This window comes from Rhodopseudomonas palustris, assembly GCF_034479375.1.
Classification (GTDB): Bacteria; Pseudomonadota; Alphaproteobacteria; order Rhizobiales; family Xanthobacteraceae; genus Rhodopseudomonas; species Rhodopseudomonas palustris_M.
The window spans coordinates 3,178,370-3,205,141 of the sequence record NZ_CP140155.1; the positions used below are offsets into that span (position 1 = coordinate 3,178,370).

Consider the following 26,772-nt stretch of genomic DNA (forward strand, 5'->3'; position numbering starts at 1 on the left):
AAATCTTTCATCAATTCCGACGGACGCCGGTGACGCGCTGCTCACCTCGGCAACACCCGCGACCGCGCTGCCCTAGACCTTAACGGATTTTAACGATATCGCTTCCTCCGTCCGGCGGCCGTAGCGCCGCGCCTTTCGACGGAACCCGCAATGATCGTTCGCCCGCTCCGCCAGCCCGCTACGCGCCCCGCGCGCGCCGTCCTGCTGCTGGGGCTGATGGCTGGATTGAGCGGCTGCGTCACCGAAGGCGGCGGCTCCGGCCCGATGGCTTCGGCCGGCGGCGGATCCACCGTGGCGTTCGAATCGATCGACGGCCCGCCGCCGCCGGTGTTCGACCGCATGGTGTCGGTGCTCGACAGCGAATCCAAGCTGCGCAACATCCCGATCGTGTCGCGCGAAGGCTCCGCCGCCTACCGCGTGCGCAGCTATCTCTCCGCGCAGGTGCGTGGCAACCGCACCAACATCGCCTGGGTCTGGGACGTCTACGACCGCAACCAGCAGCGCACGCTGCGGCTGTCCGGCGAGGAAGCGACCGGCCGCTCCGGGCGCGACGCCTGGGGCCAGGCCGACGACACTGTGCTGCGCCGGATCGCCCAGGCCGGCTTCACCGGGCTGAGCGGTTTGGTGAACGGGACCTTACCGGCCGAACCCGCGACGCCCGGACCGGCGCCGAGCGCACCGGCCTCGCGCGGCCCGGCGATCGCCAGCGCCGACACCGGCGGCCCGGCGAGCGACGCGCCGCCGGCGAGCTCCCTGAGTTTCGCCGCCCGCTGACCGCTACCTATGTCGAATCCGCATCGGAAAACCGCCTGCGACGGGTTGCCATCGCACGTCACCGGCTGATATCACCTCGCTCGCAAAAGCGTCCGTTTTGATGAGTCAACCGATATGCTGAACGTTGTATCCACCGCGGCGAGGGGAAACGCGTCGATGTCGTGGAAAAACGGCTCCGTCAAGCTGGTCGCCGGCAATTCCAATCCGGCGCTGGCGCGCGACATCGCCTCGTGGCTGAACATGTCGCTGACGAAGGCCAGCGTTCGCCGCTTCGCCGACAACGAGGTGTTCGTCGAGATCCAGGAGAACGTCCGCGGCTCGGATGTCTACATCATCCAGTCGACGTCGTTCCCGACCAACGACCACCTGATGGAACTGCTGATCATCACCGACGCGCTGCGCCGTGCCTCGGCGCGCCGCATCACCGCGGTGATCCCGTATTTCGGCTACGCCCGCCAGGACCGCAAGGCCGGGGGACGCACGCCGATCTCGGCCAAGCTGGTCGCCAATCTGATCACCCATGCGGGGACGGATCGGGTGATGACGCTCGATCTGCATGCCGGCCAGATCCAGGGCTTCTTCGACATCCCCACCGACAACCTGTTCGCTTCGCCGGTGATGGTGCGCGACATCAAGGAGCGCTTCGACCTGTCGAAAGTCGCGGTGGTGTCGCCCGACGTCGGCGGCGTGGTGCGCGCCCGCGGCCTCGCCAAGCGCATCAATGCGCCGCTGGCGATCATCGACAAGCGCCGCGAACGCGCCGGCGAATCCGAAGTGATGAACGTGATCGGCGAGGTCGAGGGCTATACCTGCGTCCTGATCGACGACATCGTCGATTCCGGCGGCACGCTGGTGAACGCCGCCGACGCGCTGCTCGCCAACGGCGCCAAGGAGGTCTACGCCTACATCACCCACGGCGTGCTGTCCGGCGGCGCCTGCGCCCGCATCAATTCCTCGAAGCTGAAAGAGCTGGTGATCACCGACTCGATCCAGCCGACCGAAGCGGTCTGCAACAGCGCCAACATCCGCACCCTGTCGATCGCCTCGCTGATCGCCGAAGCGATCGGCCGCACCGCCTCCGAAGAGTCGGTGTCGAGCCTGTTCGACTGATAACTCACCCCCACGCCGTCATTCCGGGGCACGCGCGCAGCGCGTGAACCCGGAATCCAGACGTTCAGGGCACCCTCGGGATTCCGGGTTCGCGAGCTGCGCTCGCGCCCCGGAATGACGGTGGAGAGGGATTGAAGCGATATGACCCTTGCCAGATGCACTGACTCCTCATCCTGAGGAGACCGGCGAAGCCGGGCGTCTCGAAGGATGGGGCGACGCATGATGGCCGGCGGCCATGGTTCGAGACGGCGCTGCGCGCCTCCTCACCATGAGGTTGTGCCTGCGGCGAGTATCCCTGAAGGCCAGTGCTGATTCCATCGGAAGCAGAACGGCTCTAATACTCATGCGCGCTGCCCAACGGCACCGGCACAATTCCTCACACGATCCCCGCCGCCACCTGCCCGCGCAGACGTTCGAGGCTGAGCAGCGTGTCGGCGCAGGCGTGGGCGACTTCGGCGCCCTTGGCGGCGAAGTGCTGCTTGAAGAAGGCGACCTGCGCGTCGCCGCTCTCGAACGCTTGCGGCGTCGCCACCGCCGAGAACACCGGCACCTCGGTGCGGAGCTGGACATCCATCAGCGCCTTGATCACCGTTTCGGCGACGAAGCCGGTGAGGCCGCCGTCGACGACGAGACCGGCCGCGACGATCGCGGTGTAGCGCCGCGTCTTGGCCAGCGTCTGCACGTGCAGCGGAATTTCGAACGAGCCCGGCACCTCGAACAGATCGACCTGCGACGCGTCGACGCCACGCTCGACGATCTCGCGCGCGAACGCCTCCCAGCATTCCGCCACGACGTCGTGATGCCAGGACGACTGCACGAAGGCGACGCGCTGCGGCCGCGCGAACCGCGGATACGCTGCCGCGGGCGCAGACGGCGGCGCGTCGGTGGGATCGGTCACGGTGTCGGTCATCGGGGTCACTCGCCTGCTGCTCTGGAACGAGCCTCAGGCTACCAGCGCGCGGCACCGAATCAAAGGTCGGCGGCGCGCCGCCGGACTCGCGACAGGTGAAATCCAACCGCCGGACTCGGACGACGCGAATCCGATTCCGTTTTGTTCTTCACACCGACGATCGAACTGTGGACGGGCCGCGGTTTGGCTGTGGATGGGCCAGCCTCGGGATTGCACGGATTCGGCAAATCACATCATTTCATTTCTGCAACCTCGGTTCGTCCGGATCACGCGTTTGCAGCGATCCACCGGGCACAGGCGCGTATCGGCCTGCCACATGCGTATCAGGCACATCCAAAGTGAAGGTCGAGACGGCATGGCCATCCTCGAAGGCGTCTTCGATTCCAGAAACAACCCGCTCGAGGCGGTCGAAGACATCGCCGCGTCGAACGATCTGGTGTTCGAACGATCCGGCGAAGACGAAATCACCATCGCGGCGAAGGGGCAGTGGACCGACTACACGCTGTCCTTCACCTGGATGAGCGAGATCGAGGCGCTGCATCTGGCCTGCGCCTTCGACATGAAGGTGCCGTCCGCACGCCGCAACGAGACCCAGCGGCTGATCGCGGCGATCAACGAGCAGCTCTGGGTCGGTCACTTCGATCTGTGGACGCATACCGGCACGATCATGTTCCGCCAGGCGCTGGTGCTGCCGGGCGGGCTGTCGGCGACCAGCGCGCAGTGCGAGACCATGCTGATCAGTTCGATCAGCGCCTGCGAGCGCTACTATCCGGCCATCCAGTTCACGGTATGGGCCGGTAAGACCGCGTCCGAAGCGATGTCGGCCGCGATGTTCGACACCGAAGGCGAAGCGTAACCGACCAGGCTTCGTTGGAGAGATCAATGACGACCAAACCAGCCCCGCGGCCGCTCGCTCAGCTCGGCGGCAATCTCGTGCTCGCCGGCGCCGGCAAGATGGGCGGCGCGCTGCTCACCGGCTGGCTGGCGCAGGGACTCGACGGCGGCGAGGTGGTGGTGATCGACCCGCAGCCTTCCGACGAGATCCGCGCGCTGACCGGCCGCGGCGTCCGCATCAATGCCTCGGCCTCCGACGTCGGCGCGGTGTCGACGATGGTGGTGGCGGTCAAACCGCAGACTTTTGCGGCCGCTGCCTCCGCACTGCGCAGCTACGCCGGTCCGTCGACGCTGGTGGTGTCGGTGATGGCCGGCATCCCGATCGCCGCGCTCGCCGCGCAGATCGGTGGCCACGTCGTCCGCGCGATGCCGAACACGCCGGCGGCGATCGGCCGCGGCATCACCGTGGCGGTCGCGGCCAGCGACGTCACCGACGTCCAGCGCGCCACCGCGGATGCGCTGCTGCGCGCCACCGGCGCGGTCGAATGGGTCGACGACGAGAGCCTGATCGACGCCGTCACCGCCGTCTCGGGCTCCGGCCCGGCCTATGTGTTTCTGCTCGCCGAAGAACTGGCCCGCGCCGGCGTTGCGGCGGGTCTTCCTGAGGCGCTCGCAACGACCCTCGCCCGCGCCACTGTCGCCGGCTCCGGCGAATTGCTGCATCGCTCGGAGCTCGACGCCGCGACGCTGCGCAAGAACGTCACCTCCCCCAACGGCACCACGGCTGCGGCACTCGACGTGCTGATGGCCGACGACGGCTTCCGCCCGCTGCTGACCCGCGCCGTCGCCGCGGCGGCGAAGCGGTCACAGGAACTGGCGAAGTAAGCGACGCGTACAGGCGTCATGCGCGGGCTTGACCCGCGCATCCGTCGCGCGCGCAAGCGCGCGTTCCTCGATGCAGTGGCATTTCGCGAAGAGGATGGATTGCCGGGTCAAGCCCGGCAATGACAAGTGTTGGTATCAGTGTCCCAACCACCGTCATCGCCCGGCTCGACCGGGCGACCCCGTATTCCAGAGCGCTCAGTTCAAGTAATCGGCGCTCTGGAATACTGGGCCAGCCGCTTTCGCGGGTGGTGACGTTGGTACGTGTGGCAACGCTCCGCGCTGCACCGCGTCCGGGACACAAATCGACAGCTACACCGGCACCCGCACCGTCGCGCGCAATCCGCCCATCGGGCTGTCGCCGAGCGTGATGTCGCCGCCGTGCGAGCGGGCGATGTCGCGGGCGATGGCGAGGCCGAGGCCGGTGCCGCCTTCGTCCTGATTGCGGGCGTCGTCGAGGCGCAGGAACGGCTTGAACACTTCCTCGCGCATCGCCATCGGAATGCCGGGGCCGTCGTCGTCGATCGTCACCGTCAGATAGCGATGATCGCGCTGGCCGGCGATGGCGATGGCGTCGGCGTGACGCGCCGCATTCGACACCAGATTGGCGAGGCAGCGCTTGAACGCCGCCGGCTTCACCGTCACCACCGGTTGGCCGGAAAACGACACGGTGGCGATGTGGCCGTGGCGCTCGGCGTCGCTGCGCAGTTCCTCCAGCGCTGCCGCCATGTCGGTCGGCTGCGCCCGCTCGCCGCTGTCGCCGCGCGCAAACGCCAGATACGCTTCCAGCATCGCCGCCATCTCGTCGACGTCCTTGCGCATCCCCTCGGTTTCCGGCGCGTCGCCGATCAGTTCGAGCTCGAGCTTGAACCGGGTCAGGATGGTGCGCAGATCGTGAGACACACCCGCCAGCATCGCGGTGCGCTGCTCGATCGAGCGCTCGACGCGGCTCTTCATTTCGATGAAGGCGTGGGCTGCGCGCCGCACCTCGCGGGCGCCGCGCGGCTTGAAGTTCGGCGCGTCGCGGCCCTTGCCGAAGCTCTCCGCGGCGTCGGCCAGCCGCAGGATCGGCCGGATCTGGTTGCGCAGGAACAGCACCGCGACGACCAGCAGCACCGTCGAGGTGCCGACCATCCACAGCAGGAAGATCTCCGAATTCGACGCATAGGCGGCGCTGCGCAGCGCGAAGACCCGCATCACCGCGTCGTCGAGCTGGATGCGGATTTCGACCAGATTGGAGCGGCCGACGGTGTCGATCCAGAACGGCCGCGCGATCTGCTTGCTGATCTGCTTGCTGATCGACTGATCCAGCAGCGAGAAGAACGGCTTGTTGCCCGGCGGCGGCATCTCGCCGGGGCCGAGGAAGTCGACCACCAGTCCGAGCCGGTTCTGCGCGATCCGGCGCAGCGCGGCGTTGTCCTTGTCCTGCGGGAAGCTCTTGTAGACGTCGATCAGCGCCGCGATGTCCTGCACCACCGCCGCCGACAGCCGCTGCGTCACCGTGTTCCAGTGCCGCTCCATGAACACGAAGGCGATCACCGATTGCAGCAGCACCATCGGTACGATCATGATCAGCAGCGCGCGGGCATACAGCCCCTTCGGCATGAAGTCGTTGAAGCGCTGCCCCATCCAGCCATTGGCCGCCGACACCCGCCGCGAGGCGGAGCGGATCAGCGTGAGGCCGGTATCGAGCGTGCTCATGAGACGGCCCGCTTCGATTTGGTAGCAAGCCTGTCGGGTTTGCCGGAAAGGCTGTTTGCAAGAACGATGACCTCGCCCCAGGCACAGCGCGCTCCCTCGCCCCGCTCTTGCGGGGAGAGGGTCGGGGTGAGGGGCTGCGGCCGACCCGCGGATGCCGACGCTGCTGACATAGGCCGTGCCCCGCCCCTCACCCGACCGGCTACGCTACGCTTCGCCGGTCGACCTCTCCCCGCGCATGGCGGGGAGAGGTTGCGTCGTGCGTGGGGAGAGGCTTTGCTCATATATCGCCGATCAAATTATCAGCCGGTCAACACTACGGCGCTGCGACCAGCCGATAGCCGATGCCGCGGACGGCTTGCAGGAACAGCGGGTTGGCCGGGTCGCGCTCGATCTTGCGGCGCAGGCGGTTGATCTGCACGTCGACGGCGCGCTCGTTGGCGTTGCCGCCGCCGCCGGTCAGTTCGCCGCGCGGCACGGTCTCGCCCGGCGCCGCGGCCAGCACGCGCAGCATGTCGCGCTCGCGGTCGGTGAGATGCACGATCTCGTCGCCCTGGCGCAATTCGCCGCGCTCGATGTGGAACACATAGGGTCCGAACGCGATGGTCTCCGCCTTGCTCGCCGGCGCCGGCGAGGTGCGCTTGAGGATATTGCAGATCCGCAGCAGCAATTCGCGCGGCTCGAACGGCTTGGCGACGTAGTCGTCGGCGCCGAGCTGCAGTCCCTCGATCCGCGCTTCGGCCTCGTGGCGCGCCGTCAGCATCACGATCGGCACGTCGGAATCGACGCGGATCGAGCGCGCCAGATCGAAGCCGGTCTCGCCCGGCATCATCACGTCGAGGATCAACAGATCGAAATTCAGCCCGGCGAGCTTGGCGCGCGCGTCGCGCACGCTCGAGGCGGTGGTGACGCGATAGCCTTCGCTGGCGAGGAAGCGCGACAACAGATCGCGGATGCGGCGGTCGTCGTCGACCAGCAGAAGATGCGGCGCATCGTCGGCGGGGCGGACCGGCTTCTTCGCCAGGGTTGCGAGCTGAATCACGTGACATCCTTCGCGATGGCGCCGTCGGACTGCAGAATGGTCTGGAGCACCTTGTCCGGATCATCGCAATCGATCATGGCGCGCAGGAATTTGCGCACGGCCTCCGCTTCGCCCGGGCCGAGACCGCGCAGCGCGCGATCGATGCGGTCGGTCTGCAGGCCGGCGAGTTTCACCACCAGCGCCTCGCCCTTTGCGGTGGCGAAAAGAAGGCGCTGGCGGCGGTCGCTGTCGCCGGCCTTCTGCACGATGTAGCCCTCGTCGAGCAGTTGCTTCAGCACCCGCCCGAGCGACTGCTTGGTGATGCGCAGCACGTCGAGCAGATCGGCGACCGTCAGCCCCGGATAGCGGCAGACGAAATGCACCACCCGGTGATGCGCGCGGCCGAACCCGAACGCCTCCAGCGCGTGGTCGGCATCGCCGACGAAGTCGCGATAGGCGAAGAACAGCAGCTCGATGATGTCCCAGCGCGGCGCCGCGACGGACGCCTCCGCTGGCCGGCTCGGCATCGCGATCGCCGCGCTGTCGCCGTGCAGGTCGTCGTTGAAATTTATGTCAGCCATGTTGACATATCTGGGTCTTATGTTACAAAACGGCCGACCAAGACGAAATATTCGACTATTCCGCTTGCGACCCTTCCCCGCGTGGTCCGATAACCGGATGCGGCGAAACGGCATGCATGCGAATGTCGGACGGCTTGGCCGAAACATAGCGGAGTTCGCAGGATCCGCCAAAACATGTCTCCCGGCCTGGGCCGGGACCGAACCACCCAGCGGCCGGCATCAGCCGGGCTCGCGCAACCACGGCCACCGGCAGGCGCGCCGATCCAGGAGATCACGTCCATGGGACTCTCGTTCGACAACAAGGTCGACGGCTCGGTCTGGCTGAATTTCGACATCCAGCCGTCGGCGCATCCGGTGTCGGAGACGGACCGGACCGCGAAGCTCGCCGACCCGGGCTTCGGCCGGGTCTTCACCGATCACATGGCGATCGTCCGCTACGATCAGGCCAAGGGCTGGCATGGTGCGCGCGTCGAATCCCGCGCCAACTTCCCGCTCGATCCGGCGACCGCCGTGCTGCACTACGCGCAGGAGATCTTCGAGGGGCTGAAAGCCTACAAGCGCGCCGACGGCGGCGTGAACCTGTTCCGCCCCGACGCCAATGCGCGGCGCTTCCGCGATTCCGCCGACCGCATGGCGATGGCGAAGCTGCCCGAGCCGGTGTTCATCGAGGCGATCGAGCAACTGGTCCGGATCGACCGCGCCTGGATCCCGGGCGGCGACGGCAGCCTGTATCTGCGCCCGTTCATGATCGCGAGCGAAGTCTTCCTCGGCGTCAAGCCGTCGGCGGAATACATCTTCGCGGTGATCGCCTCGCCGGTCGGCTCGTACTTCAAGGGCGGGCCTGCGCCGGTGTCGATCTGGGTGTCGGAGAACTACACGCGCGCCGCGATCGGTGGCACCGGCGGCGTCAAATGCGGCGGCAACTACGCGGCCTCGCTGCGCGCCCAGGCCGAGGCGATCGAGCACGGCTGCGATCAGGTGGTGTTCCTCGACGCGATCGAGCGTCGCTATATCGAGGAGCTCGGCGGCATGAACGTGTTCTTCGTGTTCGACGACGGCTCGCTGTCGACGCCGCCGCTCGGCACCATCCTGCCCGGCATCACCCGCGATTCGATCATCGCGCTGGCGCGGCAGGCCGGCCGGACCGTGCGCGAGGAAGCCTACACGATCGAGCAGTGGCGCGCCGATGCGGCCAGCGGCAGGCTGAAAGAGGCGTTCGCCTGCGGCACCGCGGCGGTGATCTCGCCGATCGGCACTGTGCGCTCGGCCAGCGGCGACTTCACCATCAGCGGCGGCGCCGCCGGCGAAGTCGCAATGGGCCTGCGCAAGCAGCTCGTCGACATCCAGTACGGCCGTGCCGCCGATACGCATGGCTGGATCCGGGACGTGGCGTAAGCCGCTTACTAACGACGATTCATTCCGGGGCGCGCGCAGCGAAGCTGCGTGCGAACCCGGAATCTCTTTGGTAACAACCTCGGGATCTGGCCGCGGCGTAACCTCTCCCGCTTGCGGGAGAGGTCGGATCGCGCAGCGATCCGGGTGAGGGCACTCCTCTCCGCGAAGCGCGGACTCACTGCCCGGGGCGCCCTCACCCCAACCCTCTCCCGCAAGCGGGAGAGGGGGCGTGCTGTGCTTGGGGCGCAGGCAATACGCTACACGTAGCCGCGAACTACCTCCGCCCGAACAGCTTCTCGATGTCGGTCAGCGTCAGCTCGACATAGGTCGGGCGGCCGTGGTTGCATTGGCCGGAATTCGGCGTCGATTCCATCTCGCGCAGCAGCGCGTTCATCTCTTCGGGTTTGAGCACGCGCCCGGCCCGCACCGAGCCGTGGCAGGCCATGGTGGCGGCGACGTGCATCAGGCGGCGCTCCAGCGGCAGCGCTTCGTCCCACTCGGCCATGTGCTCGGCGAGATCGCGCAGCAGCGACGCCGCGTCGGTCTTGCCGAGCAGCGACGGCGTCTCGCGCACCGCCACCGCGCCGGGGCCGAAACTCTCGACCACGAGGCCGAATTGCGCCAGTTCGTCGGCGCGCCCAACTAATCGCTCGACCGTCGCCTCGTCCATCTCGACGATGTCGGGGATCAGCAGGATCTGGCGCTGCACGCCGTTGGCATCGAGCGACGCCTTCAGCCGCTCGTAGACGATGCGTTCATGCGCGGCGTGCTGATCCACCACGATCAAGCCGTCGCGGGTCTGCGACACGATATAGGTCTCGTGGATCTGCGTCCGCGCCGCGCCGAGCGGCCGATCGAGCAGATCGGGCGCGATCTCGTGCGGACGAATGTCGGCGCTCGGCGCGCCGACATCGAACGTCGCCTGCGTGCGCTCGGCGAAGGACGGCGCTGCGAAGCCAGCGCCGCCGCCGACCGGATAGGACGGCGAACTACGCCAGTCCCAGTTCGCCGGCGGCGCCGCCCCCGGCCGGAACGTCGAGATCACGCTGCTGGCGCTGTTGGCGGCGGTGCGGCGGCCCTCGCGCGCGAGCCCGTCTTTCAGCGCGTGGACGATCAGCGCGCGAACCAGGCCGGCGTTGCGGAAGCGCACTTCGGTTTTCGCCGGATGCACATTGGCGTCGACCTCGCGCGAATCCAGCGTGACGAACAGCGCCACCACCGGATGGCGGTCGCGCGGCAGATAGTCGGAATACGCCGCCCGCACCGCGCCGAGGATCAGCTTGTCTCGTACCGGGCGGCCGTTGACGAACAGATATTGCCCGAGCGCGTTGGCACGCGTCAGCGCCGGCGACGCCGCGAAGCCCTCGACCGCGACGCCCTCGCGCTCCGAGCGGACCTCGATGGCGTTGGCGCGGAAATCCGCGCCAAGAATATCGCCGAGTCGCGTCAGCCGCCCGGGCGCGCCTGGCAGCGCCGCCGCCCAGGTGACGGGCGCGCGCTCCTCACCGGCCAGCGTGAAGGCGATGTCCGGCCGCGCCATTGCGAGCCGCCGCACGACTTCGCGGATCGCTTCGGCCTCGGTGCGGTCGGTCTTGAGAAACTTCAGCCGCGCCGGCGTGGCGAAGAACAGATCGGCGACCTCGACGCGGGTGCCGTGCGACAGCGCCGCCGGCGCGACGTCTGACTTGTCGCCGCCCTCGACGCTGAGCGCCCAGGCGTGCGGCTCCCGCGCATGCCGCGTGGTGATCGACAGCCGCGCCACCGCGCCGATCGACGGCAGCGCCTCGCCGCGAAAGCCGAGCGTGCGGATCTGCAACAGGTCCTCGTCGTCGAGCTTGGAGGTGGCGTGGCGATCGACCGCGAGCGCGAGATCGGCCTGCGTCATGCCGGCGCCGTCGTCGGCGATCACGATCTTCCGCCGGCCGCCGCCGTCCGAGAAGATGTCGATGCGGCTCGCGCCGGCGTCGATCGCGTTCTCGACCAGCTCCTTCACCACACTCGCCGGCCGCTCCACCACCTCGCCGGCGGCGATGCGGTTGACGATGGTTTCGGGGAGCTGGCGAACGGGCATGGGGCGACTCTGAGTTGGACGAGAAGTTTAAGCGACCTTGATGGTGATGGCGATGCGGCCGCGATTCAGAGCTCTCTTCACCCTCCCCTCGAGGGGGAGGGTCGGCGTGTGGCGCGCGAAGCGCGCTACACGCCGGGGTGGGGTGAGCCGCGAGCACGGCGGATGAACTCTTCGCCACCCCGCCCCGCTCGCTGCGCGAGCGACCCTCCCCCTCCAGGGGAGGGTGATCCCTGCGGCACCCCAATCGTCCAAATGCGATTGCCTTGTCCGTGGGGCTCAATCATCAAACCGACCGCTGCGGCCGGCTTTGACGTCGCCACGTCGCTTCTTGCCTTCGAGGCGGCGCTTCTTGGAGCCGAGCGTCGGGCGCGTCGCGCGGCGCGGGACCGGGCGCACCATGGCTTCGCGCAGCAGGTCGAGCAGGCGGTCGATCGCATCCGCCTTGTTGCGCTCCTGGGTGCGGAAGCGCTGGGCGTGGATGACGATCACGCCCTCCTTGGTCATGCGCTGGCCGGCGAGCCCGATCAGCCGCAGCGCGGCGTCTTCCGGCAGCGCGATCTTCGAGGTATCGAAGCGGAGCTGGGCTGCGGTCGACAGCTTGTTGACGTTCTGACCGCCCGGCCCCGAGGCGCGCACGAAGCTGATCTCGATGTCGTCGTCGTCGATCGCAAGATTGCGGCTGATCCGCAGCATGGGGCACCGCTCTGCCACAGGGGAAACCGTCATCCTGAGGTGCGAGCGCAGCGAGCCTCGAAGGATGACCGGCTCTGTAGCACATCCTTCGAGACGCGCGCCAATCGGCGCGCTCCTCAGGATGACGCTGTGCCTAATTCGCGCGCGGCGGCGGCGGGGTGCCGGCGGGTTTGACGGCGTTCGGATCGGCGGCCGCCTGCGGGGTGCGGCCGACGACCACGGTCAGCAGGCCGTCGGACCACAGCCGCTTGGCGGCGCGTTTGGCGTCGTCGAGCGTCACCGCGTCGACGATGGCGTTGCGCTTGGCGATGTAGTCGATCGGCAGGCCGTCGTTCTGATATTGCAGCAGCGCCTGGGCGAGCTTCGCCGAGGTGTCGAGCGACAGCATCTGCGAGCCCTTGAGATACGACTTCGCCTCGTCGAGTTCCTGCTGGGTCGGGCCTTCGTCGGCGATCCGCTTGATCTCGGCGTCGATCGCCTCGATCGACTGCGTCGCACGGTCGGCGCGGGTGCCGGTGGCGCCGGTGAACAGCGCCGAGTGCTGCATCCACAGCATCGAGACGTAGATCGAATAAGCCAGACCGCGCTTCTCGCGAACCTCGCGATACAGCCGCGACGACAGCGAGCCGCCGCCGAGGATGTGGTTGACCACATAGCCGGCCATGAAATCCGGATCGTGACGCTTGAGGCCGGGGCCGCCGAACATCACCACGGTCTGCGGCACGTCGAGCGGCACGAAGCTGCGCTGCGGCGGCTTGGAGGCGACGATGTCGGCCACCGGTGTGAGCTGCGCCTTGGCCGGCAGGCTGCCGAAGGTGTCGTCGAGCAGCTTCGCCAGCGTCGCGGCATCGACGTCGCCGACCACGGCGATCTTCAGCGTGTCCTTCGCCAGCACGCGGCCGGTATAGGCCTTCATGTCGTCGATGGTGACCTTCGGCAGGCTCTCCAGCGTGCCGGTCGAAGGCCGGCCATAGGGATGATTGCCGAACGCGACTTCGAGAAACTTGCGGGTCGCCATGGTGTTCGGGTCGAGCGATTGGCGGCGCAGCGTCGAGATCAGTTGCGCGCGGATGCGCTCGACGTCCTTGGCCTCGAACCGCGGCGCGGTCAGCGAGGTGTGCAGCAGACCGAACGCCTCGTCGCGGTTTTCCGTGAGCATCCGCAACGAGCCGCGGAAAGTGTCGCGGGTGACGGCGTAGGACAGCTCGATGGCGCGGCGGTCGAGCCGCTCGTGGAACGTCGCCGAGTCCATGTCGCCCGAACCTTCGTCGAGCAGATTCGCCACCATGTGGCCGACGCCGGGCTTGTCGGCCGGATCCTGGCTGGCGCCGCCGCCGAAGGAATACTCCATCGAGATCAGCGGCACGGTGGCGTCCTGCACGAACCAGGCATGGATGCCGCCGGGCGTGACCAGGTTCTGGATCTTCGCCGCGGCGAAGCCCGGCGCCGCCGGCAGCAGTGCAGCGGCGACGGTGACGGCGCCCGCGAGCGCCAGACGTTTGATCGAGCGGAAGGCCATGATCACGAGCGCTTCTCCTCGGGCTTCGGCAGCGTGCCCTTGACCAGATAGCCGGTGACGGATCGGTTCCTGTCGAGGAATTGCTGCGCGACGGCGCGGACCTGATCCGAGGTGACGGCGCGGATGCGCTGCGGCCAGGTCTGGATGTCCTGAACGGTGAGGCCGGAGGTCACCGCGGTGCCGTACCAGCGCGCCAGCGTCGTCTGATTGTCCTGCGCGTAGATCGACTGCGCGATCAGTTGGGTCTTGACCCGTTCGAGGTCTTCGGACCGAACCGGATGGCGCACGATCTCGGCGATCACATTGTCGATCGCCTTCTCGATCTCGGAGAATTCGACGCCCGGCTTCGGCGTCGCCGCGACGATGAAGTGGGTGTCGTCGAGCGCGGTGCCTTGATAGTTGGCGCCGACATTGATCGCGAGCTGGCGGTCGATCACCAGCGCTCGGTACAGATAGGAGTTGCTGCCGCCGCCGATCAGTTGCGCCAGCACTTCGAGCGCCGGACTTTCGCCCTGGGCGGCGGTTTTGGCCGAGGGCACCAGATAATAGCGCCGCACGCTCGGCTGCTCGACCCGCGGATCGGCCAGCGTCACGGTGCGCGGGCCGGCGGGCGCCGGCTCCTGCGGCCGCACCCGCTGCGCCGGAATCGCCGGCTGCGCCGGCACCGCGCCGTAGATCCGCTCGATCGCCGGCCGGATGGCTGCGGCATCGACGTCGCCGGCGATCACCAGCGTGGCGTTGTTGGGCGCGTAGAAGCGGCGATAGAACGCCAGCGCGTCCTCGCGGTCGAGCTTCTGGATCTCCTGCAGCCAGCCGATCACCGGGCGGCCATAGGGATGATTGAGATACAGCGCCGCCATGATCTGCTCGGTGAGCCGCGCATCGGGGTTGTTGGCGACCCGCATGTTGTATTCCTCGAGCACGACGTCGCGCTCGGGCAGCACGTTCTCGTCCTTCAGCACCAGGCCGGTCATGCGGTCGGCTTCGAACGCCATCATCCGCTCGAGCTGATCGCGCGGCACGCGCTGATAGTAGCCGGTGTAGTCGAACGAGGTGAAGGCGTTCTCGTTGCCGCCGACTTTCAGCACCGTCTGCGAAAATTCGCCGACCGGGTGCTTGGCGGTGCCCTTGAACATCAGATGTTCGAGAAAATGCGCCAGCCCGGATTTGCCCGGCGTCTCGTCGGCGGAGCCGACCTTGTACCAGATCATCTGCGTCACCACCGGGGTGCGGTGATCCGGGATCACCACGACGTTCAGGCCGTTGGGAAGCGTGAAGGTGGCGGGCGGATTGGCGGGGGCGGTCTCAGCGGCGGCCGGGGCTGCGAACAGCAGCGCCGTCGCGAGAACGGCGAACGCGGCGCGCGGGCGGAAAACGGATATATTCATGTCGAAGCAATCATCCCGGTAGGAGAGATCGGATCGGGCCGGCGGCAAGCCGCAGCCGCCCGCCGTTCGAGGGCGCGGCGCGGCGCGGCGGAAGATCGAAGCAACCCGGCACGGCAGCCGGAAGGAGAAAGGGAGCCAGACGGCCCCGGCTCAATTGCTGACTTCTTTGCCCGACATCACGTCGATGCGCTTGTTGCCGAGCGCTTCCTTCGGGCCGGTGCCATAGGCGAAATTCGGCGACGGGGTCTGATAGCCGACCGGCGGCTGCGTCAGCGTCTCGCGGGTAGGCTCGCCGGTGAACGGCGCGGTTTCCATCTTGTTGCCGCCGAACAGGCTGCTGAAGCTGCCGGTGAAGCCGAGCTGGGACGGGCTCAGGATCGGATTGTTCTGCTGGGTGCCGGGCGTCACCGGATCGTTGTTGGTGCCCTTGCTGGCGGCGGTGCGAACCGAATTCAGCTCCGACGGCATCAGCGGGCGGGACGATTCGACCGGCGTCGGCTTGCTCTGGCGGGCGGCGGAACGGGCCTCCTTGCGGGCCTGCACGTCCGGATCCTTCGGCCAGTTCGGCGGCGCGTTGACGTCCTTGGCGACGACTTCCGGCGGCGGCAGATCGAGCTGGCGCGGCACCACCAGCGGCGAGCGCTCGCGATAGTTGATGCCGGAATTTTCCATATTGGTGGCGCCGATACCGCCCATCAGCCCCTTGATGATCTTCTCTTCGAAGGTCAGGTCGTCGTTGTCGCCGTCCTGGGCGCGCGCCATGCCGCCGGCCATCACCAGGCCGATGCCGAGCGCGACGGCCGTCAGTCGGGTGACACGCAGCATCGCAGCGGGCGACTTCTGCAGCATCCAGAAGGTGGTTGCGATCTGGCGCATGGCGTTGATCCTGTTCACATCTGTGGATTGGCCGCCGGCTGCAGAACGAACGCCGGCCGGCCTTCGCCGCGCTGCCCGTATCGGCCGGGATCAGGGCGCTTTTGCGGCGGTTGCCCCGAAGAAGGAGTCATACAGCAGCGCCGCCACGCCGACAACGATCGCCGTATCGGCAAGGTTAAACACGTACCAGCTATAGGTTTTTCCGGCGATCTCGGCGTGAAACAGGGCGAAATCGACCACCGCGCCGTAGGCCAGGCGATCGATCGCATTGCCGATCGCGCCGCCGATGATCAGGCCGAGACCGATGGTCGCAAGCCGGGTGGTCGATTTCGCCATCCAGATCGCCAGCGCCACGATCGCCACCGCCTTGAAGGCCAGCATGATCGCCTGCCCGGTCGGCCCCTGGCCCGAAAACCACCCATAGGAGATGCCGGTGTTCCAGGCGAGCACCAGATCGAAGAACGGCGTGACGCTGACCAGGCCCTTGCGGCCGAGATCGAAGCCGTAGAGCAGCCACAGCTTGGTCGCCTGGTCGAGCACCAGCGCGACCACGGCGGCGAGGATGCCGAGGCGGACGGGCGAGGTCATGATGCGGCGCCCGCCCCGTGACGTGGCGTCGTCCCCGCGCAGGCGGGGACCCCTACGCCGTGTCGGTCCAGTTCAGACGAGGCGTCGGTCATCGGCTTGGGCTCGAAGGCAGGCGTCAGGGGTTATGGGTCCCCGCCTGCGCGGGGACGACGAGAGCTTTAGACCGGAGCGCCCAGCGCCTTCCACTCGCGCAGCGCCTTGGCGTCGCGCGGGGAGACGTCGGGATAGTCGGGATCGCTGCCGACGGAGGACAGGATCTTCCACGATCGTGCGCATTTGATGCCCTGCGCCCGCTCGACCACCACCGCGACGCCGGTGACGTTGTCGAGCCGGAACGCGCCCTCCGGGGCGTCGCCTTCGCGGATCTCGTAGTTCGAGGTGATGCAGATCTCGGCGAGGTCGGCGTCGAACACCGTCGCCAGCAGCGGCCGGTCGGCGAGATAGATCACCGGCGAGGCTTCCAGCGACGAGCCGATCCGCTTGGCGGCGCGTTCCAGTTCCAGCGCGCCGGTGACGACGCGGCGGACGCTGCGGATCGTCTCCCACTTCTTCGCCAGTTCGTCGTCGCGATAGGCGCCGAGGTCGAGCGGGAACAGCGTCAGATGCACGCTGGGCTCCGCGCCCGGCCGATACAGGCCCCAGGCTTCGTCGGTGGTGAAGGACAGCACCGGCGCCAGCCATTTCAGGATCGCGTCGCAGATGATGTCGATCGTGGTCAGCGCCGCCTTGCGCGCCAGCGACGACGGCGGGTCGCAATACAGCGTGTCCTTGCGGATATCGAAATAGAACGCCGACAGCTCGGTGTTCATGAACGCCGCAAGCGAGGCGACCACCGTCTTGTAGTCGAACTCCGCATAGGCCGCGCGCACGATGGCGCTCTGCTCGGCGAGCTGATGCAGCATCAGCCGCTCAAGCTCCGGCATGTCGGCGAACGCCACCGCGTCCTCGCGCTTGAAGTGATGCAGCGTGCCGAGCATCCAGCGGATCGAGTTGCGCAGCTTGCGATAGGTCTCGACCACGTTCTTGAGGATCTCGGGACCGATGCGCTGATCGTCGGCGTAGTCGGTGGCGCACACCCACAGCCGCAGGATGTCGGCCCCGGACGACGCGATCACCTTGGCCGGATCGGTGGTGTTGCCGAGCGACTTCGACATCTTGCGGCCCTGCTCGTCGAGCGTGAAGCCGTGGGTCAGCACGACGTCATAGGGCGCGCGACCGCGGGTGCCGCAGCTCTCCAGCAGCGACGAATGGAACCAGCCGCGATGCTGATCCGAGCCTTCGAGATACATCACGGTGTCGGCGCCGCCGTCGACCTTGCGTCGGATGCCGGCGAGGCCGGGGAAGTGAACCGGATCTTCCAACACGAAGGCGTGGGTCGAGCCGGAATCGAACCAGACGTCGCAGATGTCGTCGACCTTGTTCCACGCCTCGTTGGCGCGGGAGCCCAGAAAGCGCTCGCGCGCGCCCTCCTCGTACCAGGCGTCGGCGCCTTCGCCTTCGAAGGCCTCCGCGATGCGGGCATTGACGGCGTCGTCGACCAGGATCTCGGCGGAGCCGTCGCCGGTCTCGCGCACGAACACCGCGATCGGCACGCCCCAGGCGCGCTGCCGCGAGATCACCCAATCCGGGCGGCCGGAAATCATGCCGTTGATGCGGTTCTGTCCCGCCGGCGGCACCCATTGGGTGACGGAGATCGCCTGCAGCGCCCTATTGCGAAGCGTGTCTGACGAAGCAATTCCGGACTCCGGCGACCAGCGAATGTGCTCGCTAGTAATCGCCTTGTCCATCGCGATGAACCATTGCGGCGTGTTGCGGAAGATCACCGGCTTCTTCGAACGCCACGAATGCGGATACTGGTGCTTGAGCTTGCCGCGCGCCAGCAGCGCGCCGCGCGCGATCAACGCCTGGATCACCGCCTCGTTGGCGTCGCCCTTCTCGCCCTTGTCGTTGATCACCCGCTTGCCGACAAAGCCCGGCGCGTGATCGGTCAGCGCGCCGTTCTCGTCGACGGTGTAGGGGATCGTGGTGACGATGCCTGCTGCATCGAGTTGCGATTTGTTCTCCATCCAAATGTCGAAGTCTTCACGACCGTGGCCTGGCGCTGTGTGGACAAAGCCAGTACCGGTGTCGTCAGTAACGTGATCTCCTTCGAGCAGTGGGACTATGAAATCATATCCCTGTCCGCGAAGTGGATGCGCACACGTCAGCCCGTCTAATACGGCCTCAGCGACATCAGAAACGCGTTCAAATCCGATCACCTTGGCCTGTTTGAATACGTCTGCCGCAAGTTTGTCGGCCAGGATGAGGAGATCTCCAGCTTTCGCCCAATTGTCGGCCGGCGCATCCGAAACACGGAAAAGTCCGTAGGAGATCTTTGATGAGAAGCTGATTGCACGGTTGCCCGGCAGCGTCCAAGGCGTCGTTGTCCAGATTACCACAGAGGCTTGGTCGAGCTCGCGCGCGCCGACGCTGTTGGAGACCGGAAACTTCACCCACACCGTATCGCTGGTGTAGTCCTCGTACTCGACCTCGGCCTCGGCCAGCGCGGTCTTTTCGACCACGCTCCACATCACCGGCTTGGAGCCGCGATACAGCGTGCCGTTGGCGGCGAATTTCATCAGTTCGCGGGCGATCTGGGCTTCGGCGAAGTAGTCCATCGTGGCGTAGGGATGATCCCAGTCGCCGACGATGCCGAGCCGCTTGAACTCGTCGCGCTGGACGTTCAGCCACTTCTGGGCGTAGGCGCGGCATTCCTTGCGGAACGCCACCATCGCGGTCGAATCCTTGAAGTTCGGCTTCGGCTTGCCCTTGGAGCGGTAGTTCTCCTCCTCGATCTTCCATTCGATCGGCAGGCCGTGGCAGTCCCAGCCCGGCACGTAGTTGCTGTCGAACCCGAGCATCTGCTGGCTCTTGGTGACGACGTCCTTGAGGATCTTGTTCAGCGCATGGCCGATATGGATGTGGCCATTGGCGTAAGGCGGGCCGTCGTGCAGCACGAATTTGGCGCGGCCCCGGGCGCTCTCGCGCAGCTTGCCGTAGAGGTCGATCTCCTCCCAGCGCTTCAGCAGTTCCGGCTCTCGGGCCGGCAGCCCGGCGCGCATCGGAAACTCCGTCTGCGGCAGGAAGAGGGTCTTGGAATAGTCGTTGGCGTCGGATTTTTCGGGCTTGTCGGACATGGAAGCTCTGGGTCAAGAGGCGCTGACGCGATCGATCGCGATGAAATAGGCGGGTCCCGGTCTTGCGCCGAACTCGAAGCTCAGGCGGAAGCCGGGCCGCTAATGCTGATGATGAGGCGCCGTGCAGACATGCGGCATTCATTAGCAGGCGGTCGCAGGATCGCAAAGCCCCGCGGCGGTCATCCTTGCGTCTGGCCGCCCTTCCCGAGCGGCCGGGCCGGATTGCCGCCGACCGTGGCGCCTGCGGCGACGTCGCGGGTCACGACGCTGCCGGCGCCGATCACGGCGCCGTCGCCGATGCTGATGCCGGGCAGGATGATCGAGCCGCCGCCGATCCAGACGTCGGCGCCGATCGTCACCGGGCGGCCGAATTCGAGGCCATCGCGGCGAGTGGCGGCGTCGCGGGGGTGGTCGGCGGCGTAGATCTGCACCGCCGGGCCGATCTGGGTGCGGTCGCCGATCGACACCGGCATGATGTCGAGGATGACGCAGTTGAAATTCAGAAACACGCCGTCGCCGAGCCGGATGTTGTAGCCGCAGTCGCAGAAGAACGGCGGGCGGACGACGGCTCCCTTGCCGACGTGGCCGAAATGCTCCGACAGCAACGTATGCCGCTCGGCGGCCGGCAGCGCGCCGGTGGCGTTGTAGCGCACGATCCAGGCTTTGTTGGCGGCCTCGTCGGCGGCGAGCTCGGGGCTGCCGGGGCGGTACAGCTCGCCCGCCAGCATCTTCTCTTTCTCGGTTTTCGTCACGCGATGTCGCCGAGTTTCGGGAACGCGCCGTGGTCGGCGGCGAGCGCGGCGCGGGCGCGGGCCGAGTCGTCGTCCATTTGGCGGATCAGCGCCTCGATGCTCTCGAACTTCTCCTCGTCGCGGATGAAGGCGATGAAGGCGATATCGAGCGTCTCGCCGTAGAGCTGTTCGTTGAAGTCGAACAGAAAGATCTCCAGCAGCGGCGCGCCGTTGTCGAAGGTCGGCCGACGGCCGAAATTCGCCACCGCGTCGTAGTGCTTAGCCCCGCGGCCGACCCGCACCGCATAGATGCCGTGTTTCAGCCCGCATTGCGGATCGAGCCGGATGTTGGCGGTGGGATAGCCGAGCTCGCGGCCACGCTTCTCGCCATGGATCACCTCGCCGGTGACGAACCAGGGCGCGCCCAGCATCTGCGTGGCGGCGGCGATGTGGCCTTCCTCCAGTGCCTTGCGGATCGCGCTCGACGACACCGGATGATCGCCGAAATCGACATGCGGCTGCACGTCGACCTCGATGCCGAGCGCCGGTGCCTCGCCGACCAGCATCGACGGCGAGCCGCCGCGGCCCTTGCCGAAATGGAAGTCGTAGCCGACCGCAATGCCCTGCACGCCGAGCCGGCCGATCAGCTCGTGGTGGATGAAATCATGCGCCGTCGTCGCCGCGCGGACGGCGTCGAAGCGCAGCACCACCGCGCCGTCGAGGCCGGTGCCGGCCAGCAGCCGGAGCTTGGCGGGTTCCTCGGTGAGCCGGAATTGCGGGGTGTCGGGGCTGAAGAATTTGCGCGGATGCGGTTCGAACGTCACCGCCAGCGCCGGGGCGCGGCGGACCCGCGCCATTTCGAGGCAGGCGCCGATCACGGCGCGATGACCCAGATGCACGCCGTCGAAATTGCCCATCGCCACCACCGCCCCCCTGGGGATGGCGGACGCGGGGGTGTCGTCGCGGATCACGGCAAAGCCAGTCATGTCGGATTTCAATTCATCGCTTCGAAGGTGGGAGCACGACGGTGACGCGGAGCGCCACGCGAAGTCAAGCCGGCGGCGGGTCTGGGGTGACGCCGGCCGCGACGCTGCTGGAATCTGGCCCTGCCTTGGGTTTGCCGCAAGCGCGCTCGTCAGCCGCCACGGACCGGAGGCACTGCCAGCCGGTCGCGACGGCAGGCGCGGCGGTCGATCTCCTCGCAGGCGCGGAACTGCAGATCCTTACTCATGCAGATCCGGACCTCGGTCAACCGGGTGCGGTCGCAGATCACGGCGATCGCCGAACTGCTGAGGCCGGGATTGACCTTGATGAAGGCTTCCTCGACCTCGGCCGGCGTGACCGTCCGGGCCTCCTTGGCGTCGATGAAGTCCGGCGGGACGCGCACCGCGGCGCGCGCCTTGCGAATGTTCTCGAAGTAGTCACGCGCCGAGCCGCCAGTACAGGTGCCGTGCTTGTCCCACTCGTTGTAGATCAGCCCCGGCGCCGGCATCAGGTCGAGCATCGCATTCATGATGCGGCGATCGAGCCGCGGCGACGGCCGCTGGCAATATTCCGGAAAGCCGCGCTCGTACTGCGGCCACAGCCCGTGCACCACGAAGGAGAACGGGCGCCCCCCGCACTGGATCTGCTGCGAGCGCCCGGTATTGCCGCGCTCGGAGGCCTGCTCGCAATAGGACGGCGACCACGACAGCGCCAGCACGTAGAAATCGAACTCGCCGGGCGCGTTCTGGCGCCGGTCCTGGGCGCGAGCGGCGGTGACCGCGAATGCGGCGATACAGACGGCCAAGGCGGCGAGCAACGACCGCCGGCGAACGGTGAAATGACGCATGATGAAGGCCCCCGCTGCCACGAACCGGCAAAGCCTAGCGAGCGATCAGGAACGTTTCAAGAACGCAAAAAGATGGAAGACGGATACAGAGCGGCGGCACATGGTGCCGCCCCGCCGGCTCAGGGCTTGGCGGCCTTGCAGGCAGGATTGAACGCCCAGTTGCGATCGACGCCGACGACGCAGAACTCGACGCCGTGGCCGAAGCCGGCGAGACCGCCGTCCTCGATGATCGAGAAATACACCGGGCGGACGAGGCCGTCGTTCAGATAGGCCTCCGCCGCACAATAGCGACGCGGAATGTTGTCGCTCTGCCAGGGGCGAAACGCGACCTCGCGAAGCTTCGAATAGCCGGTGATCCGCAGCGCCGAATTCCAGAAGTTACCCTCCTTCTCGGCGAACTGATAGGTCACCGAGGGCAGCCCCGCCTCGCAGGCCGGCAGATTGCCGTCGTATCGAGGACCGGACAGCCAGAAATTCATCTCCAGCGGATTGGCCGCCTGCGCCGCCGGCGCGAGCGCGAACAGTCCAAGCAGCGCCGCGAGAGCGGCCATCTGAAATTTCAAGGTCGAAACAAGGCGCATGGACGATTCACCGGATTTTCTGCGGCGGACGGTGCCGCGAAGCCATGCCGAGGTCAAGTGCAGCGCAGCCACACCTGCGGACATCCGGGCGCGCGGACGTCCGTGTGTTCTTTCCATCGCCCTCGCAACGCTCTAGAATCACGACAGCCATGAAGGAGATTCCAATGCGCATGCTGAAGGCCGCGGGCCTCGCCGTTCTCTGTGCGATGCTGTCCGGCACCGCCTCCCGCGCCGACACCGTGCCGATCGTCAAGGGCAATGATACCGGCGGGATCATCTCCTACAATCTGGTCGGTCACGCCGACGTGCGCGCGATCGCGATCGACCATTGCGCGCGCTACGGCAAGGTCGTGAAGCTGCTCGGCGTGCAGGCGAATTACGGCGGCTACATCTCGTTCTCCTGCCGCTGGGTGCCGTATGGCGCGGACGAGCGACCGCTGCGCGTCGCCTACTGAGCGGACAGACTCCATGAATCGAGCGGGTACATTCGGGCTCTGCGCGCTGCCGCTGCTGATCGCTTCGACGACGGCTGCGCTGGCGATCGACCTGCCGACCCGCAAAGCGGGGCTGTGGGAGCTGAAGATGGCGCGGGCCGGCGCTGCGGGCGAGGAGATCGCCATGCAGCACTGCACCGACGAGGCCACCGACAAAAAGATGACCTCGTCGTTCCAGCCGATGTCCGACGAAGTCTGCTCCAAACAGGACACGCAGAAGACCGCCACCGGCTACGTCATCGACGCCGTGTGCAGCACCGCCGGCATGACGGCGACGTCGCGGTCCGAGATCACCGGCGATTTCAACTCCGCCTATTCGGTCAAGGTGACCTCGCATCACGAGAAGCCGCTGCCGGGCGTACCCAAGGACGCGACCATGACGCTCGATGCGAAATGGCTCGGTCCCTGCAAGAGCGGCCAAAGGCCCGGCGACATCGTGATGCCCGGCGGCATCAAGATGAACATCGCCGACATCGAAAAACTCAAGGCGCTGATGCCGAAGCCGAAGTAGCGGCCGGCTCGGCCATTGGCCGAGGGAGTGCCGGCTGGCTGATCGGACCGAGCAACGCTGGCGCAAATACAACACCCGGCGACCATCGTCGCAGCCTCCGTTGACAGCCATCGTTCTTGCCGCGATGTTATATTGTAACGTCGGTTGGCAGGGCATGCCGTTCGAGGCTTGGGTGGGCATGGGCTGGGTGCGGGCAAATATCCGATCGGGAGAGCGGCTGGCGCTGATCGCGCTCGCGCTCCAGTTCGCCCTGTCGTTCGGACACTTCCACGGCATTGACGGTCCCGCGCAAGCACTCGCACAAGCGGCCTCGGCCATTGGCCCGGACGCACCCGATACCGATCACCATCACAACGCCGCGGCCGATCTGTGCGCGATCTGCGCCGTCGTCTCGATGGCGGGCACGATGCTCGACGCCGCGCCGCCGGCCTTGCCGCTCCGGCGTGCGGACCCACTGCACTATCGCATCGCCGCGGTGGCTGCCGCCGATCCGAGCCCGCAGCCCGGTGGTTTCCAGCCGCGCGCGCCTCCCGCTTCCTGACTGCATCCGATCGAGCCACGCGCGGCACTGCCCCGGCAGTACGCGGAGCCCATTCGTATTCGATCTGCCTCGCGCGGAGTCCGGAATCCGGCGCTGAAGCGCCGACCCGGTCAGTCAGGACTCAGACCATGTCATTCGCCTTCAAACGCGCGCTCCTGCTCGGCAGCGCAGCCTTCGTCGCCTTCGACGGCCTGCCGGCATCGCAGGCCTTCGCGCAGACCGCCACCGCGCTGCCGGAAGTCGTCGTCACCGCGCCTAGCCCGATCGTGCGCCGCCACAGCGCGCCGCCGACCCGGCCCGCAACCCGCGTGGCCGCTCCCGCACGACAGCGCGGAACTGCTCCGGCCGAAACGCCGCCCGTCGTCGCCCAGCCGGCGGCAGCGCTGCCCGGCACGCTGCCGATCGTCACCGACCAGTTCGCCACCGTCACGGTCGTTCCGAACGAAGAAATCCGGCGCAATGGCGGCGGCACGCTCGGCGACCTGCTGAACAACAAGCCGGGCATCACCGGCTCGAGCTACGCGCCGGGCGGCGCCAGCCGGCCGATCATTCGCGGCCTCGACGTCAATCGCGTCAACATCATCGAGAACGGCATCGGCAGCAACGGCGCCTCCGATCTCGGCGAAGATCATTTCGTGCCGATTGATCCGCTCTCGACCAACCAGGTCGAAGTGATCCGCGGCCCGGCGACGCTGCGCTACGGCTCGACCGCGATCGGCGGCGTGGTCAGCGCTACCAACAACCGCATCCCCGACGCGCTGCCGCCCTGCGCCGCACCGTTCCAGAGCTATGGCCTGCCGGTGAAGGCGCCGGCGGCGATCGGCGGCTCGCCGGGCTGCATGAATGCGGAAGTTCGCAGCGCCGTCAGTTCGGTCGATCGCGGCGTCGAAGGCGCGGTGCTGCTGGATGCGGCCGGCAACAACGTCGCCGTCCATGCCGACGTCTACGGCCGCAACACCAGCGACTACAATGTTCCGAGCTATCCCTATGCGGCGCCTGGCCTGCCGTTCAACGGACGGCAGACGAACTCGGCCACACAGGCGGCCGGGGCCTCGATCGGCGGCTCGTACCTGTTCGATGGCGGCTTCATCGGCGCGTCGATCACGCAGACCAATTCGATCTACCGGATCCCCGGCCCCGAGGGGGTGGAGTTCGGCACACGGATCGATGCCAAGCAGACCAAATTCAACGCCAAGGGCGAGTATCGGCCCGACGCGGCCGCGATCGAGGCGATCCGGTTCTGGGTCGGCGCCACCGACTACAAGCACAACGAGATCGGCCGCACTGTCGAGGACGATCCGACCACCGACGGAACGCGGCAGACCTTCACCAACCGCGAACAGGAAGGCCGACTCGAGGTGCAGTTGACGCCGTTCAACGCCGGCTTCGCCGCGGTGACGACGGCGGTCGGCGTGCAGGCCGGCCATCAGGAATTGACCGCCCCCAGCCCCGACGACCCGACCAGCCCGTTGAACGGCCTGTTCGATCCCAACAAGAATACCCGAGTTGCCGGCTACATCTTCAACGAACTGCAGTTCACCAACACCACCAAGGCGCAGGTGGCAGGTCGCATCGAACACGTCGAGCTGTCGGGAACGACGCCCTCCTCGGTGCCGGAAATCTTCGACCTCAACACCGATCCCAGCGCGATCGGCGCGGCCACCTCGCGCAACCTGTCGTTCACGCCGAAGAGCTTCAGCCTCGGCCTGATCCAGGCGCTGCCGTGGGGCCTGTCGGCCAGCATCACCGGGCAATATGTCGAGCGCGCACCGAAGCCCGCCGAATTGTTCTCGCGCGGCGGCCACGACGCCACCGCGACCTTCGACATCGGTAATCCCAATCTGAAAATGGAGACGGCAAAGTCGGTGGAAGTCGGCCTGCGCCGCGCAGACGGACCGTTCCGGTTCGAGATCACCGGCTACTACACGCAGTTCAGCGGCTTCATCTACCGGCGGCTGACCGGCAACACCTGTGAGGAAGTCGAGTGCATTGCCGGCGGCGGCCTCGAACTGAACCAGGCGGTCTATTCGCAGCGCGATGCCACCTTCAAGGGCGGCGAATTCCAGAGCCAGCTCGACGTCGCGCAGTTCTATGGCGGCACCTGGGGCATCGAGAACCAGTTCGACGTGGTGCGCGCCACCTTCGCCGACGGCACCAACGTGCCGCGGATCCCGCCGGTGCGCCTCGGCGGCGGATTGTTCTGGCGCGACGCCAACTGGCTGGCCCGCATCAACCTGCTGCACGCCTTCGCCCAGAACGACGTCGCGGAGATCGCCGAGACGACGACGCCCGGCTACAATCTGCTGAAGGCCGAGGTCAGCTACCGGACCAAGCTCAATCCCAATGTCTGGGGCGCGCAGGAGATGCTGGTCGGCCTGGTCGGCAACAACTTGCTCAACGAGAACATCCGCAACTCGGTGTCCTACAGCAAGGACAACGTGCTGATGCCCGGCATCGGCGTGCGGGCATTCGCGAATTTGAAGTTCTGAGCCAGGGACGTCATTCCGGGGGCGCGAGCGACAGCTCGCGAACCCGGAATCCAGAGGTTGCCGTGAGAGAGATTCCGG

At 67.1% G+C, this 26,772-nt stretch carries 24 protein-coding genes; 9 read left to right on the forward strand and 15 right to left on the reverse strand.

Annotation, left to right across the window (positions count from 1 at the left end; translation table 11 throughout):
- Positions 1-150 precede the first annotated feature (150 nt).
- Positions 151-774, forward strand: coding sequence for a hypothetical protein (locus SR870_RS14430; RefSeq protein ID WP_322514237.1), 624 nt, complete (start codon positions 151-153; stop codon positions 772-774).
- 156 nt (positions 775-930) lie between these two features.
- Positions 931-1,884 carry a ribose-phosphate pyrophosphokinase gene (locus SR870_RS14435; RefSeq protein ID WP_322514238.1) on the forward strand — a complete coding sequence of 318 codons (954 nt, stop codon included), beginning with the start codon at positions 931-933 and terminating at the stop codon, positions 1,882-1,884.
- Positions 1,885-2,260: 376 nt separating this feature from the next.
- On the opposite strand, the gene SR870_RS14440 is transcribed toward SR870_RS14435, so the two are convergent.
- On the reverse strand, positions 2,261-2,794 hold the full coding sequence (locus SR870_RS14440; protein ID WP_322514239.1) for a 6,7-dimethyl-8-ribityllumazine synthase: 534 nt from the start codon (positions 2,792-2,794) through the stop codon (positions 2,261-2,263).
- Between the two features lie 355 nt (positions 2,795-3,149).
- On the opposite strand from SR870_RS14440, the gene SR870_RS14445 reads away from it, so the two are divergent.
- Both SR870_RS14445 and proC read left to right on the forward strand, forming a co-directional pair.
- Complete coding sequence (locus SR870_RS14445) at positions 3,150-3,650, forward strand: YbjN domain-containing protein (protein WP_322514240.1); 501 nt, start codon at positions 3,150-3,152, stop codon at positions 3,648-3,650.
- A 26-nt stretch (positions 3,651-3,676) separates the two neighbouring features.
- Complete coding sequence (gene proC, locus SR870_RS14450) at positions 3,677-4,513, forward strand: pyrroline-5-carboxylate reductase (RefSeq protein WP_322514241.1); 837 nt, start codon at positions 3,677-3,679, stop codon at positions 4,511-4,513.
- A gap of 309 nt (positions 4,514-4,822) precedes the next feature.
- On the opposite strand, the gene SR870_RS14455 is transcribed toward proC, so the two are convergent.
- The 3 genes from SR870_RS14455 to SR870_RS14465 all read right to left on the reverse strand — a co-directional run bounded on the left by SR870_RS14455 (position 4,823) and on the right by SR870_RS14465 (position 7,810).
- Positions 4,823-6,211 (reverse strand): ATP-binding protein, encoded by a 1,389-nt coding sequence (locus SR870_RS14455; protein ID WP_322514242.1) that lies wholly within the window; start codon positions 6,209-6,211, stop codon positions 4,823-4,825.
- A gap of 313 nt (positions 6,212-6,524) precedes the next feature.
- Entirely contained in the window at positions 6,525-7,250 is a 726-nt protein-coding gene (locus SR870_RS14460) for a response regulator transcription factor (protein WP_322514243.1), read from the reverse strand.
- Entirely contained in the window at positions 7,247-7,810 is a 564-nt protein-coding gene (locus tag SR870_RS14465) for a MarR family winged helix-turn-helix transcriptional regulator (protein WP_322514244.1), read from the reverse strand. Before SR870_RS14465 ends, SR870_RS14460 begins: the two co-directional genes overlap by 4 nt.
- Before the next feature lie 279 nt (positions 7,811-8,089).
- On the opposite strand from SR870_RS14465, the gene SR870_RS14470 reads away from it, so the two are divergent.
- Positions 8,090-9,205 (forward strand): branched-chain amino acid aminotransferase, encoded by a 1,116-nt coding sequence (locus tag SR870_RS14470; RefSeq protein WP_322514245.1) that lies wholly within the window; start codon positions 8,090-8,092, stop codon positions 9,203-9,205.
- Positions 9,206-9,479: 274 nt separating this feature from the next.
- Here SR870_RS14470 and mutL read toward each other — a convergent pair whose 3' ends face one another.
- From mutL to SR870_RS14525, 11 genes are all read right to left on the reverse strand, one after another.
- A complete protein-coding gene (gene mutL, locus SR870_RS14475) occupies positions 9,480-11,276 on the reverse strand; it encodes a DNA mismatch repair endonuclease MutL (RefSeq protein ID WP_322514246.1) in 1,797 nt (598 codons plus the stop codon).
- A 276-nt stretch (positions 11,277-11,552) separates the two neighbouring features.
- Entirely contained in the window at positions 11,553-11,969 is a 417-nt protein-coding gene (gene arfB, locus SR870_RS14480; RefSeq protein WP_322514247.1) for an alternative ribosome rescue aminoacyl-tRNA hydrolase ArfB, read from the reverse strand.
- Between the two features lie 133 nt (positions 11,970-12,102).
- Positions 12,103-13,488 (reverse strand): pitrilysin family protein, encoded by a 1,386-nt coding sequence (locus tag SR870_RS14485; RefSeq protein WP_322518274.1) that lies wholly within the window; start codon positions 13,486-13,488, stop codon positions 12,103-12,105.
- Between the two features lie 2 nt (positions 13,489-13,490).
- The gene (locus tag SR870_RS14490; protein ID WP_322514248.1) at positions 13,491-14,876 is read right to left on the reverse strand and encodes a pitrilysin family protein; all 1,386 of its coding nucleotides are present in this window, start codon (positions 14,874-14,876) and stop codon (positions 13,491-13,493) included.
- A gap of 150 nt (positions 14,877-15,026) precedes the next feature.
- A complete protein-coding gene (locus tag SR870_RS14495; RefSeq protein WP_322514249.1) occupies positions 15,027-15,752 on the reverse strand; it encodes a hypothetical protein in 726 nt (241 codons plus the stop codon).
- Positions 15,753-15,842: 90 nt separating this feature from the next.
- Positions 15,843-16,340, reverse strand: a complete 498-nt coding sequence (gene lspA, locus SR870_RS14500) for a signal peptidase II (protein WP_322514250.1) — start codon at positions 16,338-16,340, stop codon at positions 15,843-15,845.
- 158 nt (positions 16,341-16,498) lie between these two features.
- Entirely contained in the window at positions 16,499-19,516 is a 3,018-nt protein-coding gene (gene ileS, locus SR870_RS14505; protein ID WP_322514251.1) for an isoleucine--tRNA ligase, read from the reverse strand.
- Positions 19,517-19,695: 179 nt separating this feature from the next.
- Entirely contained in the window at positions 19,696-20,268 is a 573-nt protein-coding gene (locus SR870_RS14510) for a sugar O-acetyltransferase (RefSeq protein WP_322514253.1), read from the reverse strand.
- Entirely contained in the window at positions 20,265-21,233 is a 969-nt protein-coding gene (locus SR870_RS14515) for a bifunctional riboflavin kinase/FAD synthetase (RefSeq protein ID WP_322514254.1), read from the reverse strand. The genes SR870_RS14510 and SR870_RS14515 overlap by 4 nt, the downstream gene beginning before the upstream one ends.
- A 149-nt stretch (positions 21,234-21,382) precedes the next feature.
- The gene (locus tag SR870_RS14520; RefSeq protein ID WP_322514255.1) at positions 21,383-22,078 is read right to left on the reverse strand and encodes a ribonuclease T2; all 696 of its coding nucleotides are present in this window, start codon (positions 22,076-22,078) and stop codon (positions 21,383-21,385) included.
- A gap of 119 nt (positions 22,079-22,197) precedes the next feature.
- A complete protein-coding gene (locus SR870_RS14525) occupies positions 22,198-22,659 on the reverse strand; it encodes a hypothetical protein (RefSeq protein WP_322514256.1) in 462 nt (153 codons plus the stop codon).
- A gap of 164 nt (positions 22,660-22,823) precedes the next feature.
- On the opposite strand from SR870_RS14525, the gene SR870_RS14530 reads away from it, so the two are divergent.
- From SR870_RS14530 to SR870_RS14545, 4 genes are all read left to right on the forward strand, one after another.
- Positions 22,824-23,114 carry a hypothetical protein gene (locus SR870_RS14530; RefSeq protein ID WP_322514257.1) on the forward strand — a complete coding sequence of 97 codons (291 nt, stop codon included), beginning with the start codon at positions 22,824-22,826 and terminating at the stop codon, positions 23,112-23,114.
- A 13-nt stretch (positions 23,115-23,127) separates the two neighbouring features.
- Positions 23,128-23,664, forward strand: a complete 537-nt coding sequence (locus SR870_RS14535) for a DUF3617 domain-containing protein (RefSeq protein ID WP_322514258.1) — start codon at positions 23,128-23,130, stop codon at positions 23,662-23,664.
- A gap of 100 nt (positions 23,665-23,764) precedes the next feature.
- The gene (locus SR870_RS14540) at positions 23,765-24,205 is read left to right on the forward strand and encodes a DUF2946 family protein (RefSeq protein WP_322514259.1); all 441 of its coding nucleotides are present in this window, start codon (positions 23,765-23,767) and stop codon (positions 24,203-24,205) included.
- Positions 24,206-24,333: 128 nt separating this feature from the next.
- Entirely contained in the window at positions 24,334-26,694 is a 2,361-nt protein-coding gene (locus SR870_RS14545; protein WP_322514260.1) for a TonB-dependent receptor, read from the forward strand.
- Positions 26,695-26,772: the final 78 nt, after the last annotated feature.

Bases quoted from the DNA above. Each gene is read 5' to 3' on its own strand.
- SR870_RS14430 (WP_322514237.1), top strand. From the start codon at position 151: ATGATCGTTCGCCCGCTCCGCCAGCCCGCTACGCGCCCCGCGCGCGCC.
- SR870_RS14435 (WP_322514238.1), top strand. From the start codon at position 931: ATGTCGTGGAAAAACGGCTCCGTCAAGCTGGTCGCCGGCAATTCCAAT.
- SR870_RS14440 (WP_322514239.1), bottom strand. From the start codon at position 2,794: ATGACCGACACCGTGACCGATCCCACCGACGCGCCGCCGTCTGCGCCC.
- SR870_RS14445 (WP_322514240.1), top strand. From the start codon at position 3,150: ATGGCCATCCTCGAAGGCGTCTTCGATTCCAGAAACAACCCGCTCGAG.
- proC (WP_322514241.1), top strand. From the start codon at position 3,677: ATGACGACCAAACCAGCCCCGCGGCCGCTCGCTCAGCTCGGCGGCAAT.
- SR870_RS14455 (WP_322514242.1), bottom strand. From the start codon at position 6,211: ATGAGCACGCTCGATACCGGCCTCACGCTGATCCGCTCCGCCTCGCGG.
- SR870_RS14465 (WP_322514244.1), bottom strand. From the start codon at position 7,810: ATGGCTGACATAAATTTCAACGACGACCTGCACGGCGACAGCGCGGCG.
- SR870_RS14470 (WP_322514245.1), top strand. From the start codon at position 8,090: ATGGGACTCTCGTTCGACAACAAGGTCGACGGCTCGGTCTGGCTGAAT.
- mutL (WP_322514246.1), bottom strand. From the start codon at position 11,276: ATGCCCGTTCGCCAGCTCCCCGAAACCATCGTCAACCGCATCGCCGCC.
- arfB (WP_322514247.1), bottom strand. From the start codon at position 11,969: ATGCTGCGGATCAGCCGCAATCTTGCGATCGACGACGACGACATCGAG.
- SR870_RS14485 (WP_322518274.1), bottom strand. From the start codon at position 13,488: ATGGCCTTCCGCTCGATCAAACGTCTGGCGCTCGCGGGCGCCGTCACC.
- SR870_RS14490 (WP_322514248.1), bottom strand. From the start codon at position 14,876: ATGAATATATCCGTTTTCCGCCCGCGCGCCGCGTTCGCCGTTCTCGCG.
- SR870_RS14495 (WP_322514249.1), bottom strand. From the start codon at position 15,752: ATGCGCCAGATCGCAACCACCTTCTGGATGCTGCAGAAGTCGCCCGCT.
- lspA (WP_322514250.1), bottom strand. From the start codon at position 16,340: ATGACCTCGCCCGTCCGCCTCGGCATCCTCGCCGCCGTGGTCGCGCTG.
- ileS (WP_322514251.1), bottom strand. From the start codon at position 19,516: ATGTCCGACAAGCCCGAAAAATCCGACGCCAACGACTATTCCAAGACC.
- SR870_RS14515 (WP_322514254.1), bottom strand. From the start codon at position 21,233: ATGACTGGCTTTGCCGTGATCCGCGACGACACCCCCGCGTCCGCCATC.
- SR870_RS14520 (WP_322514255.1), bottom strand. From the start codon at position 22,078: ATGCGTCATTTCACCGTTCGCCGGCGGTCGTTGCTCGCCGCCTTGGCC.
- SR870_RS14525 (WP_322514256.1), bottom strand. From the start codon at position 22,659: ATGCGCCTTGTTTCGACCTTGAAATTTCAGATGGCCGCTCTCGCGGCG.
- SR870_RS14530 (WP_322514257.1), top strand. From the start codon at position 22,824: ATGCGCATGCTGAAGGCCGCGGGCCTCGCCGTTCTCTGTGCGATGCTG.
- SR870_RS14535 (WP_322514258.1), top strand. From the start codon at position 23,128: ATGAATCGAGCGGGTACATTCGGGCTCTGCGCGCTGCCGCTGCTGATC.
- SR870_RS14545 (WP_322514260.1), top strand. From the start codon at position 24,334: ATGTCATTCGCCTTCAAACGCGCGCTCCTGCTCGGCAGCGCAGCCTTC.